This is a genomic window from Moraxella tetraodonis (genome assembly GCF_022359095.1).
GTDB lineage: Bacteria > Pseudomonadota > Gammaproteobacteria > Pseudomonadales > Moraxellaceae > Faucicola > Faucicola tetraodonis.
Window position 1 is genome coordinate 1,778,465 of record NZ_JACSYB010000001.1, and the last position, 20,738, is coordinate 1,799,202.

Annotated in this window: 18 protein-coding genes; 8 read left to right on the forward strand and 10 right to left on the reverse strand. The window is 44.7% G+C overall.

Translation table 11 applies throughout. The features are described 5' to 3' along the window. Nucleotides 1-42 precede the first annotated feature (42 nt). The 3 genes from gloA to H9W84_RS07795 all read right to left on the reverse strand — a co-directional run bounded on the left by gloA (nt 43) and on the right by H9W84_RS07795 (nt 3,156). Nucleotides 43-537 (reverse strand): lactoylglutathione lyase, encoded by a 495-nt coding sequence (gene gloA, locus H9W84_RS07785; protein ID WP_007115888.1) that lies wholly within the window; start codon nt 535-537, stop codon nt 43-45. Between the two features lie 240 nt (nt 538-777). Then, nucleotides 778-1,419: a carbonic anhydrase gene (locus H9W84_RS07790; RefSeq protein WP_060994471.1), complete on the reverse strand. Its 642-nt coding sequence runs from the start codon at nt 1,417-1,419 to the stop codon at nt 778-780. Nucleotides 1,420-1,539: 120 nt separating this feature from the next. Further along, nucleotides 1,540-3,156, reverse strand: a complete 1,617-nt coding sequence (locus H9W84_RS07795; RefSeq protein WP_239742856.1) for a DUF2252 domain-containing protein — start codon at nt 3,154-3,156, stop codon at nt 1,540-1,542. A 365-nt stretch (nt 3,157-3,521) separates the two neighbouring features. On the opposite strand from H9W84_RS07795, the gene potA reads away from it, so the two are divergent. From potA to H9W84_RS07815, 4 genes are read left to right on the forward strand one after another with little or no spacing between them, the layout of a single operon-like run. Then, nucleotides 3,522-4,709 (forward strand): spermidine/putrescine ABC transporter ATP-binding protein PotA, encoded by a 1,188-nt coding sequence (potA, locus tag H9W84_RS07800; RefSeq protein WP_007115885.1) that lies wholly within the window; start codon nt 3,522-3,524, stop codon nt 4,707-4,709. Continuing rightward, nucleotides 4,702-5,634: a spermidine/putrescine ABC transporter permease PotB gene (potB, locus tag H9W84_RS07805; RefSeq protein ID WP_239742857.1), complete on the forward strand. Its 933-nt coding sequence runs from the start codon at nt 4,702-4,704 to the stop codon at nt 5,632-5,634. Before potA ends, potB begins: the two co-directional genes overlap by 8 nt. Before the next feature lie 11 nt (nt 5,635-5,645). Further along, the gene (gene potC / locus H9W84_RS07810; protein ID WP_239742858.1) at nt 5,646-6,449 is read left to right on the forward strand and encodes a spermidine/putrescine ABC transporter permease PotC; all 804 of its coding nucleotides are present in this window, start codon (nt 5,646-5,648) and stop codon (nt 6,447-6,449) included. Nucleotides 6,450-6,459: 10 nt separating this feature from the next. Next, the gene (locus H9W84_RS07815; RefSeq protein ID WP_239742859.1) at nt 6,460-7,611 is read left to right on the forward strand and encodes an ABC transporter substrate-binding protein; all 1,152 of its coding nucleotides are present in this window, start codon (nt 6,460-6,462) and stop codon (nt 7,609-7,611) included. A gap of 80 nt (nt 7,612-7,691) precedes the next feature. On the opposite strand, the gene gorA is transcribed toward H9W84_RS07815, so the two are convergent. The 3 genes from gorA to H9W84_RS07830 form a co-directional block, all read right to left on the reverse strand. Beyond that, nucleotides 7,692-9,062, reverse strand: coding sequence for a glutathione-disulfide reductase (gene gorA, locus H9W84_RS07820; RefSeq protein ID WP_239742860.1), 1,371 nt, complete (start codon nt 9,060-9,062; stop codon nt 7,692-7,694). Nucleotides 9,063-9,196: 134 nt separating this feature from the next. Continuing rightward, nucleotides 9,197-10,420, reverse strand: a complete 1,224-nt coding sequence (locus tag H9W84_RS07825) for an McrC family protein (protein ID WP_239742861.1) — start codon at nt 10,418-10,420, stop codon at nt 9,197-9,199. Then, nucleotides 10,417-11,712, reverse strand: coding sequence for an McrB family protein (locus tag H9W84_RS07830; RefSeq protein WP_239742862.1), 1,296 nt, complete (start codon nt 11,710-11,712; stop codon nt 10,417-10,419). The genes H9W84_RS07825 and H9W84_RS07830 overlap by 4 nt, the downstream gene beginning before the upstream one ends. Nucleotides 11,713-11,920: 208 nt before the next feature. Here H9W84_RS07830 and H9W84_RS07835 point away from each other — a divergent pair, with 208 nt between their 5' ends. Together H9W84_RS07835 and H9W84_RS07840 are read left to right on the forward strand one after the other, a co-directional pair. Beyond that, nucleotides 11,921-13,270, forward strand: a complete 1,350-nt coding sequence (locus H9W84_RS07835) for an MFS transporter (RefSeq protein WP_420846668.1) — start codon at nt 11,921-11,923, stop codon at nt 13,268-13,270. 100 nt (nt 13,271-13,370) lie between these two features. Continuing rightward, nucleotides 13,371-13,949, forward strand: a complete 579-nt coding sequence (locus H9W84_RS07840; RefSeq protein WP_239742863.1) for a DNA-3-methyladenine glycosylase I — start codon at nt 13,371-13,373, stop codon at nt 13,947-13,949. A 58-nt stretch (nt 13,950-14,007) separates the two neighbouring features. Here H9W84_RS07840 and H9W84_RS07845 read toward each other — a convergent pair whose 3' ends face one another. Continuing rightward, on the reverse strand, nt 14,008-14,586 hold the full coding sequence (locus tag H9W84_RS07845) for a BLUF domain-containing protein (protein ID WP_007115875.1): 579 nt from the start codon (nt 14,584-14,586) through the stop codon (nt 14,008-14,010). 100 nt (nt 14,587-14,686) lie between these two features. After that, on the reverse strand, nt 14,687-15,664 hold the full coding sequence (rarD, locus tag H9W84_RS07850) for an EamA family transporter RarD (RefSeq protein WP_239742864.1): 978 nt from the start codon (nt 15,662-15,664) through the stop codon (nt 14,687-14,689). Between the two features lie 174 nt (nt 15,665-15,838). On the opposite strand from rarD, the gene H9W84_RS07855 reads away from it, so the two are divergent. After that, entirely contained in the window at nt 15,839-16,306 is a 468-nt protein-coding gene (locus tag H9W84_RS07855) for an Lrp/AsnC family transcriptional regulator (RefSeq protein ID WP_203172142.1), read from the forward strand. Nucleotides 16,307-16,335: 29 nt separating this feature from the next. On the opposite strand, the gene H9W84_RS07860 is transcribed toward H9W84_RS07855, so the two are convergent. Both H9W84_RS07860 and H9W84_RS07865 read right to left on the reverse strand, forming a co-directional pair. After that, nucleotides 16,336-16,803, reverse strand: coding sequence for a threonine/serine exporter family protein (locus H9W84_RS07860; RefSeq protein ID WP_239742865.1), 468 nt, complete (start codon nt 16,801-16,803; stop codon nt 16,336-16,338). A gap of 48 nt (nt 16,804-16,851) precedes the next feature. Further along, entirely contained in the window at nt 16,852-17,739 is an 888-nt protein-coding gene (locus H9W84_RS07865) for a threonine/serine exporter family protein (protein ID WP_313062859.1), read from the reverse strand. 402 nt (nt 17,740-18,141) lie between these two features. On the opposite strand from H9W84_RS07865, the gene H9W84_RS07870 reads away from it, so the two are divergent. Continuing rightward, nucleotides 18,142-20,523: a YgiQ family radical SAM protein gene (locus H9W84_RS07870; RefSeq protein ID WP_239742866.1), complete on the forward strand. Its 2,382-nt coding sequence runs from the start codon at nt 18,142-18,144 to the stop codon at nt 20,521-20,523. Nucleotides 20,524-20,738 lie beyond the last annotated feature (215 nt).

A 20,738-nucleotide genomic window follows, 5' to 3' on the forward strand; every position in this document is an offset into this window, starting at 1 on the left:
ATAAAAAAGGGCAATCACAATTGCCCTTTTTTTAATGGGCGATTAACCCATTAAGTTTGGTTGTACGATTTCTATCCAGTATCCATCTGGATCCAAGATGAAGGCAATATCTTTCATCGCGCCTTCTTCAGGGCGTTTTTTGAAGGTGACTTGATGTTGCTCAAACCAAGCCACCGCTTCTTGTAGATTTGGCACGGCAAAACAAATATGCCCAAATCCTTGTGGTTCGCTGTTGCCACTGTGATAGTGAAACTCTGCATCAGACTCCGTGCCATAATTATGGGTCAATTCTAGCACCCCTGGCTGACTAAAGGTAAATGCTGCTAGCGCGGCAGTATCGGTCGGCAAATTTGCCACCTGTTCATCGGTAAGCTTTGCCAAAAAATACAAATCAAATTCCGCTTGTGGATAGCGTTTGGTTTGTAGTAGCGTCATGCCTAATACATCTTGATAAAAAGCCAAAGACACTTGCGGGTCTTTCACCCTAAGCATAGTGTGATTAAAGATAAACCCATTGGTAGCAGACAAGTTTGACATAGTGATCCTTATTGTAATATGCCTCTAAAAGAAAAAATGTTAAAAGAAAAAGACGTTGACTAAACTTCATTAATAGCGACAGTTTGCCAAAAATTCAATACTTTTTAATTTTACTTAACTTTTGGGTAAAAATATAGCCCTCATTGCTAATAACATCATGGTTCATAACATCATGGCTAATAACATTACGCTTAGGTAAGCTGCTCAATTCACTATTTACTATTCGCTATTCAATACTGGCTACTCAATAAAGGTCACTTTACCGGTGTCCAAATCATACACCGCCCCAACAATAATTAAGCTACCATTATTAACCGCATCTTCAAGAATACGAGAGCCGTGTTTGAGTTGGGTGACTGACATACGCACGTTGGCTTTAATGCCTCGATTAATCAACTCTTGCGCGTCAATGTCTTGTCCATTGGCGGTATAGATTTCATGCAAGTTGTAAACACTGGGACGAATACGGTCAACAATCGAACGTAAATTGGGCGAAAACTGCTGATCAGGATTGATCAGTGTCTCCACACAAGCCGTCACCGCGCCGCAATGTGAATGACCCAACACCACGACTAACTTGGTACCGAATTTTTCAGTGGCAAACTCAACCGAGCCAATCTGAGACGGCGCGACTACGTTACCTGCTACACGAATGACGAATAAATCACCCAAACCTTGATCGAAGACAATCTCAGCGGGCACGCGCGCATCAGAACAACCCAAAATAATCGCAAACGGTTCATGCACATGGGTGAGTGCATTAGACGCTAGCAAGGTTGATTGGGGGTTTTGCACATTCTCTACGAATCGTGCGTTGCCTTGTTTGAGCATCTCGAGCGCTTGCTCGGCAGTTTCGGGACGCGGTAAGTGACTGTTTGGCATTTGGTTTTCTCCTTTCACCCTGTGATAATAACGAACTTTTTGATGATATAAAACGCGATATTTTTTATCATTTTAAACTTTTTAAGACTCAAAAATTTTTTTAAGATGGTTGTATAGCTACTATAATACCTCATCGCCTGCCACAGTAATATGCCCATCGGCTATTTGGTTCATAAATTGCGCATAATCTTGGGCATTGCGAGCGGCAGTTTGCTCGGCATACGCTTGCATGACAGGGATGATTTCACTACCATTGCCCAGATAGCCCATAAGCGTATCGGCATTGCCCGCTTTGGTATGCGCATGCGCCAAGGCATGGCCACAGCTTTCGATATATTCATAAAAATGGGCAGCCGTCATGGTCTCAAGAGACGCCGAATACTTCATGTCCCGCAGCTGCCTGACATAAAAATCCATCTCAAAGTTATTGAGCGATGCATAGCCCAAGAAAATATCACTCGATGCCTGCATCAATTGTTGCCCTTCAACCACGCGTTTGCCTTGATGGCTAAATTGTTTTGCCAGTAAGGGTGTCAAGATAGACGCTTTGGCTTGCTTCATTTGCAATATCAGCGGCTCATGGTCGGCATCTTGGAATAATGCCACCGCACACACGGTACCGACACTCCCCACCCCAACTACTTTGAGCGCCACATCGGTAAAATCATACCGGTCAAACAATACTTGTCTATCTGACTTCAGGGTATCTCGATAAGCGTCAAAAAAGGCGTGGCTACCGGCAAAAAAAGGCTGTCCTCGGTGTGGTGGTCGCTGCAATTCACCGTCCGTTTTAAACGCACGTAACCCTGTGACAGTATCACGCTCAGTCAATTTTGGCAGCATTTTTACCGCATCATTTTTTTTGGCTTTTTCAAAATCGGCGTGACGGCGTTTACGAACAGTCACGTCTTCGGTATTTGCCAATATTTTATGGGTGTCGATTTTTTCATACCACACTTGTAGCGGTGACAAGCTGCAATGCGCTTCTAATCCATCAAGGTAACTGGTCAGCAGTTTTTCTATCGCCTTATAGCCCACCGATTCTACATACTTAAAACTTTGACTGGCGATTAAAATACTGGCAACCATTCGCTGCAAATCCCATTCAAATGGCGCAACGATGGTTTCATCAAAATCATTAATGCCAAATAATAAATTGCGTTCAGGACTGGCATAACCGCCGAAATTACTGACATGACAATCACCGCAAATCTGCTGAAACAGCCCAGAATGTTGCCCCTGCCATGCTTGGTCAAACAGCATCAAAGCGGGCATCCCACGAAAAAAAGTAAACGGTGATACACTCATGCGCTTGGCTCGTATGGGTAATAACGCTGTCAACCGACCTTGATTGGACCAATGATAAAGACTGAGCGCGTCGATGGCAGTCGGACGTTGGCTGATGGCAGCCAAGGTTTTTAATGGGTACGCCTTACGCTGCTGTTTGCCAAGCGCAATACTATCTGCTTGGGTTAATAGCTTGCCTTGGTAGCGATGGCGCGTCAAATCCACACACTGAGCATGCTGTAAGGATTTGGGCAGAGCAATAGCGATGGGCAGCGCGGCTGTTGTGTCCGTGGCCGTTTTTTTGGTAGATGATTTTTTTGCGGGTATTTTGTTAGCCGTGGTTTGAGAAGCCGTATTGTTTGCGCCTGTTTGAGTGGTTGTTGTTTGAGCATTTGTTGTTTGAGTGGCTGTTTGAGTCGTTGGGTTTTGAGGCTTTTTTTTGCTAGGCATGGCGTGTCTCTTAAATTTTCAATCGGTAAATGTTAAATCGGTCACTGGCTAAATTATCGTCACATCAAAGTCATTCAAGCTTGCTATTTTAATGGCTTTGGTAAAAAGTTACGTTGCTTATTTGTGCCAAATCAACCCCTTATTCGCCACTAAAATTAGCCACTAAAATTTTATGAACAGTAGGTCAATTTTCAGTAACATTTTTTAATTTTAGCCGTTATACTGAACGCAACTTTTAACTGTATTTTCACAGGTGAAACTATCGAAAAACTCTGTATTTATGTTGTCATGCTGATTGCGCTTTGACCCTATCATAAATATGCCATTTTAGCCCGCTATTTTAGCCTTGCCGTGAGATTGTGCCTATGTCTGCATCAACGTCCGCATCAACGCCACAAACCACCCTAAACGCACCATCAGCTATGCCTGATAGCGCCCAGCCGACCAACCAAAAACCTGTACTACTACAAATCCGTCATTTATCCAAATCTTATGGCGACACCCAAATTTTGCAAAATATCAATCTAGATATTTATGACGGGGAGTTTTTGACGCTGCTGGGTCCTTCTGGCTGTGGCAAAACTACCCTACTACGCTTGATTGGCGGGTTTGAGCTGCCCAATGCCGGTAGTTTGCAGTTAGAAGGGGTTGATATTGCAGGCTTACCTGCGGAAAAACGTCCGATTAATACGGTGTTTCAGCAGTATGCCCTGTTTCCGCACATGAACGTGTACGACAATATCGCCTATGGACTAAAACTTAAAGGCGTGCCCAAAACCGAAATCGACCAGCGGGTGCGTGAAGCGCTGGCAATGGTACAACTTGACCATACCATCAATCGTCGTCCGCAAGATTTGTCGGGAGGTCAGCAGCAGCGTATCGCCATCGCCCGTGCTGTGGTCAATCGCCCAAAAATGCTGCTACTTGATGAACCTCTATCAGCGCTCGATGCCAAACTACGTGAGCAAATGCAATCAGAACTCAAACGCTTGCAGCGTGAACTGGGTATTACCTTTGTGTTCGTGACCCACGACCAACAAGAAGCCTTGTCGATGTCTGACCGGATTGCCGTCATGAAAAACGGCGTATTCCAGCAAATTGATACACCCATTGGTATCTATGAATCGCCTGCCAATTTATTTACCGCAAGCTTTATTGGCGAAACCAATTTGTTTAAAGGTAAAGTGCTAGAGGTCAACCCAGCCACCATCAAAGTGGAAGTGGTTGAGCAAAATGACGGCTTTCATCCGATTCGTGAATTACCCCGTCCAAAATTTGACGTGCAAGTCGGTCAAAATGTCAACTTACTGCTGCGTCCTGAAGATATCCGCGTGTACTACACCCATGAAGGTCATGAAGGCTTAATCGGCAACGTGGTAGACAGTGCTTATAAAGGCAGTACCTTAGATTCTGTGATTCGATTAAAAAACGGTAATATCGTCAAAACGTCAGAGTATTTTAACGAAGACGATCCAAATTTTAACTATAAACTGGGTCAAGAAGTGCGTATTGACTGGGTCGATGGTTGGGAGTGGATTTTGCCAGATGAATAATACTACTTCACCTTCGACTTCTAGCGTTTCGACTACTACCGCGTCTGCCCCTGTTATTACAAAGCAAGGCGGGCGTGGCTTTCAGCGTGCGACCCTGTTTGTGATTTGGGCATGGCTGATTATTTTTGCCCTGATTCCCAATATCTTGGTGATTGCCGCCAGTTTTTTGACCCGTGATGAAGATAAGTTTTTAACACTGCCGGTCACCATGGGCAACTATATTCGATTGATTGATCCGCTTTATTTAAAAGTGTTTTTGCATTCGCTGTCGATGGCAGGGATGACGACGATTATCTGTTTGCTGCTCGGTTATCCATTTTCCTACCTGGTCAGTAAAGCGGATAAAAAATGGCAGTCATTATTGATGTTATTGCTAGTGATTCCGTTTTGGACCAACTCATTGGTGCGGCTGTATGCGGTGAAACTCATTATGGCGGCCAATGGTCTGCTCAGCACCATGCTGATTAACCTTGAGCTTATCAACGAGCCACTGCAAATTTTATATACCCAAAAAGCGGTGATTGGCGGTTTGGTATATTTGCTGTTTCCGTTTATGGTACTGCCCCTGTATGCGGTATTTGTGGATTTGCGTGATGATTATATTTTGGCATCCAAAGATTTGGGCGCTAACAAGCTACAGACCTTTTGGCACGTGATTTTGCCGCTGACTACGCCAGGGATTATTTCAGGGGTATTGCTGGTACTGTTGCCTGCCATGGGCATGTTTTATGTGGCGGATATCTTGGGCGGTTCGCGCAACTTGCTGGTGGGTAATATCATCAAATCACAGTTTTTGGATGCCCGTGACTGGCCATTTGGTGCCGCGGCGTCCGTGCTATTGACGCTTGCCATGGCACTGTTGATTATCGCGTATCGAGCCAGTAGCAAACGCATTGGCAAAACTGACTACAATGAAGTGGCATAAGGGGGACGGCTATGTCTAATACTATAAAATGGCTGTCTCGCCTGTATTTGACCATCGTATATCTGCTGATGTTCTCGCCGATTGCGGTGATGGTGATTTTCTCGTTTAATGCCTCAAAAGTCGGCTATCAATGGGGCGGTTTTAGTACCCATTGGTACAGCGAGTTATTTAGTAATGCCGCGATGGTACAAGCTGCCATCAACTCGGTCATATTGGCGGTAGTGGCTGCGACGATTTCTACTGCGATTGGCGGTTTGACGGCGTTAGCGTTACAGCGTTATGACTTCAAAGGTAAATCGATACTACAAAGCTTGCTATTTGTGCTGATGATGTCACCTGAGATTGTCTTGGCGATTTCGCTATTGGCGTTGTTTTTGATTGTGGGGATACAGCTGGGTTTTGTGACGTTGCTAATTGCCCACATTACCTTTTGTCTGCCCTTTGTGGTGATTACGGTGACTGCGCGTCTATCTAGCCTCGATACCCGCGTGTTGGAAGCGGCGCGTGATTTGGGTGCCAATGAATTTACCATGATTCGTACCGTGCTTGTACCGATTATTTTGCCTGCGATTTTGGCGGGCTGGGTGCTTGCCTTTACCCTATCACTTGATGATGTGGTGGTATCGACGTTCAATACAGGACCTGATTTTGAGATTTTACCCTTACAGATTTATTCGATGGTGCGTGTTGGGGTAAAACCTGAAGTCAATGCCGTTGGTACAATCTTGCTCGCAATCTCGCTACTGGGTCTGATTATCTCGCAGTTATTACTTGCCAAAAAGTCGATGAATCTACCATCGACCCAAAAACGTTAAGGAGACTTATATGATTTCTCGGATGCTCAATAGAAGACGTTTTTTAGGGTATGGTTTATATGGTTTAGGTGTGGGCGGCGCCGTTTTAACAGGGGGGCTGGCAAGTAATCTAACGGGTTGTCAAAAAGCGAGCGAAACCGCGACTGGCACTGCCGCGTCTGCGCCTACTGCCAGTCAAGGTGGCAAGGTTGTCAATGTCTATAACTGGACGGAGTATATCTCTGACCAAGTGCTTAAAGATTTTACCGCAGAGACAGGCATCGACGTTATTTATAGCACCTTTGATTCTAACGAAGCCATGTATGCCAAGCTCAAACTGATGAATGGCAGTGGTGAGTATGATGTGGCGTTTCCAGGGACGGATTTTGTCGACAAAATGCGTAAAGAAGGGATGCTTGAGCCGCTCGACCATGCCAAATTAACCAATTTTGGCAACCTCGGCAAAACCTTTATCAATGCCCCTTTTGACCCTGAAAACAAGTTTAGTATTCCCTATCTGTGGGGCTCATCAGGCATTGCAGTCAATACCAAACGCATTGCTAAAGCAAGCTTGAGCAGCTGGAATGACTTGTGGAAGCCAGAGTACGAAGGGCGCGTGATGCTGATGAATGACATCCGTGACGTGTTCACCATGAGTCTATTGACCCTTGGCTATAACGGCAGCACCAAAAACCCTGAAGCCATCAAACAAGCGTATGAAAAACTCACCAAGCTGATGCCCAATGTGCGCACCTTTAACTCAGATGCACCACGCATGCCGTTTATGGAAGGGGAAACTTACTTGGGCTTGGCTTGGAACGGTGAAGTCATCATGGCGCAAGACCAAGGGATGCCAGAGCTGGACTTTGTGTATCCAAAAGAAGGCGCTATTATGTGGATGGATAACATGGTCATCCCCAAAAATGCCAAAAACAACGACAACGCCCATAAGTTTATCGATTTTATCTTGCGACCCAAATACGCTGCCATGATTAGCGAAGAAATCGGCTACGGCTCGCCCAATGAGGCGGCGAAAAAAGAAATGCCGCCTGAGCTTGCCAATAATCCGATTGTGTATCCGCCAGCTGATTTGCTAAAACATGCCATGTTCCGTGAAGACGTAGGCGATGAGATAATGGCGCTGTATCAGCAATACTGGGATAGGCTCAAAGTGGATATGTAATTTTTCAATAAGCGGTCATTAAAAAACTATAAAAAAAGCGGGCTTATGATTAAGTCCGCTTTTTTACCCTAAAAATCTGCTTAGCGCATGGTGACAAACTCTTCTGAGCCAGTCGGATGAATCGCCACCGTGTCATCAAAGTCACGTTTGGTTGCGCCCATTTTGATAGCAACAGCAAAACCTTGAATCATCTCATCGACGCCAAAACCTACGCCATGCAAGCCCACCACTTTTTCCTCCTCACCCACACAAATCAGCTTCATGTGGCACGGCTCACGGTGCTTGGTCACTGCACTATACATCGGGGTAAAACTGGATTTATAGACTTTAACCGCATTGATGCCATAGCCTTTGACCGCCTCTTCTTCACTGAGCCCCACCGTACCAATCGGTGGGTGGCTAAAAATCACGCTCGGCACTAGATTATAGTCCAAATGCTCATTGGGTTTGTTGTTAAACAAGCGCTCAGATAGTCTGCGACCTGCTGCCACAGCCACTGGGGTCAATTGAATACCATGTTCGATGATGTCGCCCACCGCATAAATCCCTTCGACATTGGTATTTTGATAGGCATCGACTTTAACAAAGCCTTGCTCATTGACTTCAACGCCTGCTTTATCAAGATTGATGGTATCGGTTGCAGGTTCGCGACCCGTTGCCCAAATCAAACAATCCACCGTCAAGGTCTCATTATTTGACAATTCAATGCTCAATGAGCCATCTTGGTTTTTGCGTATTTGTTGTGGCAGCAATCCATAATGAAATTCAATACCATCATCGTGCATGATATGAGTGAGCGTGGTGACAATGTCGGCATCGAAGTTTTTGAGCACCCGCTTGCTACGCACAATCAGATGGGTCTTTGAGCCCAATGCATTCATCACCCCTGCAATCTCGACACCGATATAACCTGACCCCACAATCGCTACCCGCGGTGGCAACTCGGTCAAGTCAAAAAAACCATCCGAGTCAATACCCAACTCTGCCCCTTCAATCGCTGGGCGAACAGGTCGACCGCCCATCGCTAGTAAAATATGGTCAGCGGTAATGGTCTCTACCGTGCCGTCATTTTTATATACCTCAATTGTATGTTTATCGGCAAATTTGGCAAAACCATGAATCACATCGACTTGGTTATTTTTGAGACCATTGTTGTACGACTGATGAATACGGCTGATATAAGCTTGGCGACTTTGTACCAATTTGGCAAAGTCAAATTTCTTGACGTCCAAATCAAAGCCATAGTCAGGCGCATAATGATGTATCGCTGCTGCAATATTGGCGCCATACCACATCACTTTTTTGGGCACACAGCCAACATTGACGCAAGTACCGCCTAGCTGCTTGGCTTCAATCAAGGCACATTTTTTACCATAACTGGCAGCACGGTTGATGGATGCAATGCCCCCTGACCCACCACCAATCGCGATATAATCATAATGTTTGCTCATAATTCTTCCTGTTTTTTGATGATTTTCAAAGTTATATGTGGCTATTTTACCAAGTTTTGGTGGCGAGAAAAGTTGTTAATTCTCACCTTTCTCATTGATAAAATAAAACAAATCAGCGCTTTTTTTGAATAATTTTAATGAAAAAGGGTTAAACACCCTTGCCTCACCGCAAAAGGCATCAGATAAAATCGGGTTTTTTTGGGTTGGCAAAATTCAATCGGCTGTGCCATCAATTGCGTGCTTAGTGTTGGGACAATCAGCCAAGCTTCATCGGCATCAAATTCACTGGCGTAGGTAAGTAGTTGGTACATGTCTGCCAAGCTTATGTCGTTAAAAGTAGCAGTTTTTTTCCATTTCACATCGGCGATAATGAGTTTATCGGCAGACTTTAACCAAATATCGGGTTTGATGGTTAACCCTTGCTGCACAGTCAATGGCTGTCTTTTTTGCTCAACTAGCTCAAAATTCTGTGCTGCAAATTGTTCTTGGATTTTTCTGCCCACCCATTTTTCAAAGGCAAATGGCATATTCACCAGCCAAGTTGGGGTCAAAAACTGCCCTTGGCTGCTGGCTTGTTGTAGCGTCAGCAGCGCATAACAAAAGCTGATAAAAGTATAATTACGCTGGGCAGTCAGACTGGGCAACGCGGTCAACTCTTGTAGCGCTTGAGAAAATAAGCTGCCGTATAAGTCTTTGGCAACGGTAGCCACTGCCTGCCATGGGCTCGGTAATGGCATAGCCATGCTGCCAATCACACGCTCGATGGTGGTTTTTACCAAGCGATTGCCAGCGGTATCCATCGCAAAATTTTCAGTCTGATGATAAAACTTATGCGGCTGGTGGAAGTTATGCTGCAATTGCTCTTTGACCAGTAATTTACCCTGCAGATAGGGCTGATTTTGCTCAAATTGCTGATATTGCTGATTGGGCACATACTGCACAAATCCCTGCCAAAAATACGCTTGTAGCCACTCGCTAAGCGATAGTGAATGATTGCTGGGTGGAGGATTGGGGGCTGGAGGATTGATGAGTAGTTGATTGGCTAGATTGGGTAACGACTTGGGCAATAAGGCTTGCCACACCGCTGTCAGCATCTGTTGCACCCATTGACGGGTTTGGGCAACTTCATCGGCATGGGTGATTTGGGCTTGTGCAAGTTTTGGCAAAATCTCCACTTGCCCGCCACTGGGCAACCCAATCACACCGATATAGTGGCGCACTTTGAGTTGCCACTGCTGCTGTTTACGCTCAATGCGAAACACGTCAAAATTTTGCTCGATAAGCCAGTCAAAATCCTGCCCATCGTCAAAATCTGCCGCGGTCAAGCAACTATGTTCAAACGTGATGATGGTTTTCATTGGGCGCTTTGATAGATTGCAAGATAGCTATTTGGGTCATCAAGCGCCCGGGTATGGATGTCAAAACCCGCTTGCTGCGCCATAAATCCAGTTGCTTTTTTGTTGTCAACTAGCCTGATAAAGGTTTGCCCAAAGATTGCTTGCAGGATTTGTCCATGCTGCTGGCAGGCTTGGGCAACTTGGGGGATGATAGAGTGGCTAAACGCAGCGCTTAACGCGTGCAGCGAATCAATACCCCACAAAAAACTATGCCCTAACTGGCTGTCTTTTGCCAAATTTTGCGAGATTCTTTCATTGAGTGCAGTCAACAGTTTGGCTAAATCAATCTCAATCCCATTTGCCATGACTTTACCCAGCAACTGTGGCTGTGGTTGACATTCAATAAATTCAAAACGGCGGCGAAATGCCATATCGAGCGGCGCCAATGAATGATCTTGGCTGTTCATGCTGGCGTAGATATCGACATTGCTAGGCACGCTAAACGGCTGACGCGAATACGCCAAATTCACCGATAAGCTATCTGTCTGTCCTGCGCGTTTACTCGGTTCAATCAAACTCATCAATTCCCCAAACACGCGGGCGACATTGGCGCGGTTGATTTCATCAATCAACATGGCATAACGGTGACTAGGGTCATGTTTGGCTTGTTGACACAGTCTAAGAAATGCCCCTGACTCAATGCGATAGCTCATCTGCCCATTGTCCGCGATGTGGGGACGAATGCCTTCGACAAATTCTTCATACCCATACGCTTGATGAAAACTGACAAAACTAAAGCGTTCTAGCTTTGGCTGTAAATAGTTGGGCTGAAACTGGCTGTGAATTGCCGCTTGGTAATCATCAAGCTTGTTTTGCAAATCTGCTAATAACGGTAAGCTGTCTGCTAATAAAAACCAATTACTGCTATCGTCTTTATCAAAATACGATTGGCTAGATTTATTTTTTACCAATACATTTTTGGAATCTGCAGGACTAAATTGCTGTAGCGTTGACCATGCTGTATTAGCAATTGCCTTTTCGCGGTGGTTAATTTTTAGCTTAGTAACAAAGAATAAGTTGTTAGTAATTTCAGCAACTTTAAGTAATGACTTTCCCTTTTTTCTTTCATCTAAAAATACTAAACAAATCACCTCTCGCCAGCTTAGTGGCTTAAGCAAAGCTTTTAGCAATTCATCCGCATTGGCTACTGGCAATATCTCGGTATATTGTTTGGCGATTTGTTGCAGTTGGTAGGTCTTGCCTGTCCCTGCTACGCCCGTATAGATAATATTTTTTGCTAGCTCACGAATCATGGTTACCTCTTAATTTTTAATGTCTATTTTGTGATGGCTTATTATGGATAAGCTGACGAAATTTATCAAATCAGCGATTAATAACCAAATGTTTGCATCACCTTAACTATTTTTATCAAGTTTTTGACAAATTATGATTTATAATTCATTCCAATATTTTATGTATCTTAATTTTCACTTAAACTTTTATTATCTAAGGAGGGATGACATCATGACAACCGCTTCAACCGCGCACCCTGATCATCAGCATATCGCGCTACGCAATGACCCAAAAAAGGTCGCCGTGGCATCCATGATTGGTACGGCTATTGAGTTTTATGATTATTACATTTATGCCGCTGCGGCGGTATTGATTTTTAATACCCAGTTTTTTGATAAAACCGATGAAAAAGCGGCGATGCTTTATTCGCTTTCGACGTTGGCATTGGCGTTTATTGCCCGCCCTTTCGGCTCAGCGTTATTTGGTCACTTTGGTGATAAACTCGGTCGCAAAAAAACCTTGGTGGCCTCTCTGCTCACGATGGGTTTATCAACCGTAGCGATTGGTTTGCTACCAACTTATGCCCAAGTAGGCGTCATTGCCCCATTATTGTTATGTTTACTTCGTGTGGGTCAAGGGATTGGGCTTGGCGGTGAATGGGGCGGTGCTGCCTTGGTCGCCACCGAAAATGCGCCAGAAGGCAAACGTGCTTGGTATGGTACTTTCCCGCAGTTAGGCGCGCCGATTGGGTTGTTTTTAGCTAATTTAGTGTTCTTTTTACTCAGTTATTTTTTAGGAAAAGATGCCTTGGTCGAGTGGGCATGGCGCATCCCGTTTCTTATTTCAATCGTGCTTGTGGGTGTGGGTCTCTGGGTACGTTTAAGCCTGCATGAAAGCCATGTATTCCTTACCGCTGAAGCCGAAGGCAAAAAAGTTAATGCCCCTGTGTCAAAAGTCATTACCCAATATTGGCGTCCGATTATGCAAGGCACATTCTTGATGGCGATGACTTATGTAATTTTTTATATCATGACTGCGTTCGTACAAGCCTATTCAAAAAGCCCGGCAAAATTATCTTCTTTTGGCTTCCCAACAGGGTTAGGTATTGCCCCAAATACCTTTACTGGCTTTTTATTGGTGGCTGCGATTGTGTTTGGTCTTTTTACCAGTATTTCAGGGATTGGTGCGGATAAAATCGGTCGTAAAAAATGGCTGATTGGCGTGACTATATTATGCATGGTGTTTGCCTGCTTTATGCCCGCATTGCTCAGCAATGGTACACCAACCACGGTATTTATTTTCCTCATTTTGGGCATGGCATGTATGGGTATGTCGTTTGGTCCAATGGCAGCGCTATTACCAGAGCTGTTCCCCACCGAAGTACGGTATTCAGGTGCGTCACTGGCTTACAATCTAGCAGCGATTGTGGGTGCATCGATTCCTGCGATTTATGCCATCAAAATCAATGAGCAATATGGCATGAAAGGTGTGGCTATATATATCGTTATTAACGGTTTGATTTCTCTCATCGCGTTACTCTCAATTAAAGAAACCAAAAATATTGATTTGATGGACTAAAAGATAGATTAGAAGATAGACTAAAAACTGATAGCTCAAAAACGCTGGCAAATGCTGGCGTTTTTTTGCCTAAGGCGGTTATAATAAGACTTTCAATACCATGAAACATAGGATGAAAGCCTATAACCGCTGTGAATGGTGCGGCACAGACCCACTTTATCAAGCTTACCACGACAATGAATGGGGAAAGCCCAGTTATGATGACCGTCATCTATTTGCCATGCTGTGTTTAGAAGGTATGCAAGCGGGACTCAGCTGGATTACCATACTCAAAAAACGCGAGCGTTATTACCAAGTATTTGCTGATTTTGACCCTGCAATTATCGCACAGTTTGATGATGCCATGGTCGATAGTCTCATGACCGATGCTGGGATTATTCGCCACCGCGGTAAAATTAAAGCCATCATCAACAATGCCAAATGCTATCTAAAAATCACCGAAACGCAATCTTTTAGCGATTATCTTTGGAGCTTATCGCCCAGCGGCTTGGCAAAAATACCGCAGGATAACCACCCAAAAATATTTGCTGATATCCCCAGCAACACTGAATGTTCAGATAAGATGTCAAAACAGCTTAAAAAAGACGGGTTTAAATTTGTGGGCTCGACGATTTGCTATGCGTTTATGCAAGCAGTCGGCATGGTGAATGACCATGTAGCGGCGTGTGATTTTCGGTAAGCGAGTTCAATATTCAATAGCGGATAACATATTTCTCGATGCTACAGATTTCTCGGTGCTACAGACCCCAAAATAGGCTAAAACTAATCAAAATCAATACCAGTAAAATGCTTTGAACCAATAAAAAATGCTGATGCACTTTGAGCAATCCGCGCAGACTGATGCCATAATGACTGACATTTTTGAGAGAATAGCTTTGAAAATCCACCAAGCTACGGCGATGATATTGTGACCGCATGACCTCAACAAACTTATCAGCCGCTGCCGCTGTTGACCCAGCTGACAATAGAGGTAAAAACGCATTGATAACATCTTCATGCGTTTCTGGGTTATTGATATTGACCATCAACATTTGCCAATCTTGAAACAGCCGTTGTTCGATTATCCCTTTAGACTTGAGCGTGACATCGCGGTTGCGCCCATCACGCTGAATGTTACCAAATAATTGCTCAATCGCTGATTTTTCGCCTTCAATGTACTGAAAAAAATAGCCATTACCAAAGCACAAAAAACCGGTAATTTGATGGGCAAGGTTCTCACGCTGTGCCACCGTCATGATATCAGACAGCGTTCTAGGGGTTACGCCAGCTTTCAACGTCATACGGCTCACATAAGTTAGATAATGAATTTGCCCCAAGCAGCACCTCAGTCTTTATGGTTTTACAATTTTTGTTCAGCGCAATTTTAACAATTTATTACATACTAATCCATCCATTAAATCAAGAATATTTGCTTACCTAATCACAAATAGCGGTTGAGTGGTTATTTTTGGACGCTCGCATTGCATTTACGATCATCAGCAACACCCCTACCCAAATTAAAGCAAAACTGGCAATCATGGTACCATTGACAGCTTCATGCAGCACAAAAATGGACAATAAAAACATCAGCGCAGGTTCAAGATAACTGAGCATACCAAAGGTGTTCATCGGCAACACCTGACTGGCTTTGAGATTGGTCTGCATGGCAAGCGCACTAATCATACCCAGTCCAATCAATAGCAGCCCCATTGTCATTGACCCAGTGACTATCGATATACTGCTGTTTTGCCATAATAAAAAACCTAGGGCAATCGGTGCAATCACTGACAAATCAACGAACAGCCCCATCAGTGCCGGCACCCCTTGCCAGCGGCGCAGTCCATAATAAATCGGATACGTCAAACACACCCATGCAGTGACCCACGATACACTCCCCGCGAGCCAAAATTGCAATCCTACCCCTGCCGACGCAGCGATAATCGCCGCCCACTGCAATCGATTTAAGATTTCTTTAAACACCACACAGCCCATCAGTACCATCATCAAGGGAAGCAAAAAATACCCCATTGCGGTATTGACCGCCTGTCCATTGATAGGCGCCCACATAAACAGCCACAGCTGACTTGCCAAAATCGGTGTCGGCAACAGCAATAAAATCCATTGTTGTGTGTTTAATGCCATCAAAAACGCTTTGAGCTGCCCAAAACTTTGCGTCACGGCCAACAACCCCACCAACCCAAACCACATCGCCACCATGCGCCACAAAAAAACTTGCGTGCCTGACAACGGCGCAAGCCAGTGACTATACAGATACAGCACGCCAAACAACACATTAGAAATCAATGCCAACACCACCCCAAAACGTAACTTTTTGGCAGCGGTAGCGGGCTGAGAAGTTGTTGCCTTGTGCTGGACAACGATAGACGATGGTGATAAAGCGCTGGAGACTGACATAATTGACCTTGTTATATTTTTGCTTTTGCGGTTAAATTGCCAAGCAGTATAACAATTATTTTTGGTAAATTATTTCAAAATACCCCTATTTATGATAAATTAACATTAATATAAGATAAATTTGCTATATTTTTCTCAATTTGTCTTATTGTATATTTTTAGAAGGACATGGCTATGATTCATGAAATCGATGATATCGATAAACGTATTTTAAACTTATTGCAAGAAGATGCGACGCTACCACTAAAGAACATCGCCGAAAAAGTGCATGCATCGGTAGCGACCTGTCAGCGCCGTATCCAAATGATGACAGAGACCGGGGTGATTACTCGCCAAGTGGTGATTGTCAACCCCACCGAATTGGGCTTTGATTTAAGCGCGTTTGTGCTGATTGAAATGGAAAAACAAAATACCGCGCTGCAGCATGGCTTTGAGCGCTTGATGAACCGATTGCCCAACGTCATGAGTTGTTATGAAATCTCAGGGGATTATGACTTTTTGCTATTGGTACATGCCAAAAATATGGCGGAATATCACCGTTTTACCCAAGATAATTTAACTTATGAAAACAATGTCCGACGCTTTAAAAGTCAATTTGTGATGAATTTCTCCAAGGTAGGCACTAAAATCCAGTTAGATTAGTTAGATTACTGCGCCATCAGACAATGGGCTCAAACAATGGGCTTGGTGCGATACCAAAATGACGTTGGCAACGAAATGCCAAACACCAACGCAGCGGTCACAAATATCGCATTGAAGCTAAAATCCATCATTTGGGTAAATACTTGTGGATTGTAGCCATAGTAGCCTAGCTGTACAAAGCTAATCATAGCTTTGTACGCGGTAATCCCTGGCATCATACACAGCATGGCAGGCACCAAAATCATTTTTGGGGTGAGTAAATATTTTTTTGCCAAATAAATTGCCACAAAGGATGAAATACCCGCTGCCACAAATGTCGCTATTATCAAATTGACTGACAGTTGTTTTAAGAGTTCTCTAAGTCCGTAACCCAGCACGGTCAACAATAAGCATTGCCAAATATAGCGGCGCGGCACATTGACAAGCAGTGTCCAGCCAAGCGTCATCAAGCAAGCAAAAGTTGCTGCGCGTATCAAGGCAGTCGCATCAATCACCATTTTTTACCCTGCCCAATATTGGCAATAGAATTTTATCAAACGCTTTCATCAACCCACGCCCCAATGACTGATATTTAGTAGTAGCAATGACAGCACGATGCCGATACAGCTCGATAGCGTCAAGATAATCACAAACATAAAGCGCCCGATACCGATGTTCATATAACCCTTGAGCATATCCGATAGCGAATTTATCAAAGGAAAACTGGGAACCAACCAAAGCACACTTGATGCCATGGCAATATGCGGGTCGTTACCAATCCCCAATAACAGCGCAGTACTGGCGAAGATGGAGCCAAAACACGCCGCTATGAGCGCGGATATAAAGGGATTAAAGTTGCGGTTACTCAGCCATAGCCGCAGCGAATACCCCATCATGCTCGCAATAAAAGTCACCAAACACACCAGTATATCGCCCCCTGCCAAATACGCAAAGCAGGCACACGCCACACCGACCATCGTCGCGACCATCTTGGCAGGATAAGTGCCGCGATCAATCTCATCAAATCGATAAGTCGCATGCTCTAGGGTACTCGTCACCGGCATACTTTCCAAATCCAGTACAATTCGCTGAATTTGCACAATGATATTGACATTGATGGCATGGGTGGTTGACGCGCGCAGGGTGGTAATACAGCGGTTATTATAAATTGTGGTGATGGTCAAGCCATTATAGGCAATCCCGCACTCCACACTAGCCAACCCCAACGCTAACCCCAATCGGCGGCACAAATCTGTTACCGTTGCCGACTCTGCCCCATATTGCATGAGTAGCAGCCCACAGCGCACACACAGACGGGTGATTTGCTGCTGGTGTTCATACGCCATATACGGCAACCGCCGTCTAGGCTTCGGCTCTGTCGGGGGCGAAAGCTTAGTAGGCTCAGGTGTTAGCGGATCAAGCGCTTCTAGGGCATCAGCAAAAGTATCGGTCATAGCATCATTTTAACAACCTTGATATCTCATTCTAGCATTAAACTAGCATAAAATCAGGGCGAATCAGTATTGCTTTATTGATTAAAAAGTTGATTGAAAAATTGAGTAAAAGTTGAAAATTACCCGTTGTTTAAAAAGATTTTATTTACTTAAAAAGCTGCCATTGGTTTGTTTTGGTTTAAATACTAGGGCGATATTCAATACCTTCCATTTTAATCATAATATAGCCATTTGACAGTCATTTTTTCCGTTAATTCTTACAAAAATACTGAATCGCTTTACCCTTTAATTAAACCCGACTAATTTAATCAGGTTTTTTTGTTATTTCACTCCATAAAGCCCCATCGCAAAATTGATTCATGATAAAATGAGCCATATTCATTTTATTTACTATCCAAGCCTATGTCCGCCGAAACTATTGCCAACAAAGCCTTTAAACAAGGCACCAAAGCCCTATTTGACTATGATAAACACTGGGCAAGCTGCTTCGAGCCTGCGCCATTTTTGCCGATGAGCCGAGCCGAAATGGATGCCCTGGGTTGGGATGCCTGTGATGTCATTATCGTCTCAGGCGATGCCTACGTCGATCACCCAAGCTTTGGTATGGCAATCATCGGCAGATTGCTGGAGTCGCAAGGCTTTCGCGTCGGTATCATCGCTCAGCCAGACTGGACGAGCAAAGACGCTTTTATGACCCTTGGCAAACCGACCATCGCGTGGGGCGTCACTGCAGGCAATATGGACAGCATGATTAACCGCTACACCGCCGATAGACGCATTCGCAGTGACGATGCCTACTCGCCGGACAATGCCCCCGACAAACGCCCCGACCGTGCGGCTGTGGTATATAGCCAGCGCTGCCGTGAAGCCTATCCCGATGTGCCCATTATTTTGGGCGGGATTGAAGGCTCGTTGCGCCGTATCGCCCATTACGATTATTGGTCAGATAAAGTGCGCCGTAGCATTTTGATGGATAGCCGCGCTGATATTTTGCTGTATGGCAATGCCGAGCGTGCGATTGTCGATGTTGTACATGCACTTGCCAAGGGTTACCGTTTTGAAGACCTTGCCAAAGTGCGTGGCACCGCGTATCTGTCGACACAAACCAAAAAACACTGGCAAGCCGATATGATAGAAATCGCCAGTAACGACGTCGACACCGTTGGGCGCGTTGACCCGATTATCAATCCGTATGTGATGATGGAAGATGTGGGCGACTGTCACATCGAACAAGAAAAAACCCTTGAGAGTCAATACAAAGGGTTTGTGGCAGATAAAGTCGAGCACAAGGTGCTCAATGCTGATAAGGTCGCTGAAAGCCAAGACATCCAAGTGGTCAATCTCAAAGACCCTAATAAAAACGCCTTAAAACACAAACGCCCGTTGCCGCCCCGTGACAAAACCGTGATTCGCTTGCCCGACTTTGAGCAGGTCAAATCCGACCCGGTACTTTACGCCCATGCCAACCGCATTTTGCACCTAGAAACCAATCCGCATAACGCCCGCGCCTTGGTGCAGCGACATGGCGACATTGATGTATGGCTCAATCCGCCGCCGATTCCACTTACCATGGAAGAGATGGATTATATTTTTGATTTGCCGTATGCCCGTCTGCCCCATCCTAGCTACGGCAACGCAAGAATTCCTGCCTACGACATGATTAAATTATCAGTCAATATCATGCGCGGCTGTTTTGGCGGCTGTACCTTCTGCTCGATTACTGAACATGAAGGACGCATTATCCAAAACCGCTCAGAAGAGTCTATCCTGGGCGAAATCAAAAAAATCCGCGACACCGAGCCGTCATTTACCGGGGTAATTTCTGACCTTGGCGGACCGACTGCCAACATGTACTGTCTGCATTGCAAAGACGATGCCATTGAGAAAAACTGCCGCAAACCGTCCTGCGTGTATCCCGATATTTGCGACAACTTACTCACCGACCACAGTCATCTCACCCAACTGTACCGTAAAGCTCGTGATATCAAAGGGGTGAAAAAAATCCTAATTGCGTCAGGCTTGCGCTATGATTTGGCGGTCAAAGACCCCGAATATGTCAAAGAATTGGTCACTCACCATGTCGGCGGATATCTCAAAATCGCCCCCGAACATTCCGAAACCAATGTACTCTCCAAAATGATGAAACCGGGTATGGGAACGTATGACACCTTCAAGCAGATGTTTGACAAATACAGCCGTGAAGCAGGTAAAGAGCAATATTTGATTCCATATTTTATTGCCGCGCACCCTGGCACCACCGACACCGACATGATGAACTTGGCAATTTGGCTCAAGCGCAATGGCTTTCGTGCCGACCAAGTACAAGCCTTTTACCCAAGCCCGATGGCAACTGCTACTACCATGTACCATACTGCCAAAGACCCGCTGCATAAAGTCACCCGTGACAGCGAAGGGGTTGAAATCGTCAAATCGGGCAAACAACGTAAACTACACAAAGCATATTTACGTTACCATGACCCCAAAAATTGGGCACTGCTGCGTCAATCGCTTAAAGACTTGGGGCGTGAGGATTTGATTGGGCATGGCAGTCAGTGCTTGATACCGCCGTACAATCCCAAACTTGAGGGTGAAGATGTTTACCAATCAGCTCGTAAGAAAAATAGTTCTGCCGCTGGTGATTCGGTCAAACGTACGAATAAAGATAGTACTGCGAAAAAATCGGGTAAAAAACCAACACCGACCAGTTTTGGTAAAAAACCGAATCCGAAAAAGGGTAATTTCCAAACCCAACATACGGGCTTGCCGCCGCGGAAAACTAAGTAGTTTATGTCATTCATGGCTTGTAGCGCATTTCTACAAGCCGTCTTATTTATTTTTAAATTGTTTCAATTTTAATGAACGTCTAAAGCTTGATAGCAATTTTATGTTTTTTGCATGATTAAAAAGAGAGTGTTTAGCCCCTTTAACTTGGTTTGGACTTTGATGATTTCTAAAAGCACCCAATTTGATTTTGGTGTTTTCTTCGAATACCGTAATCG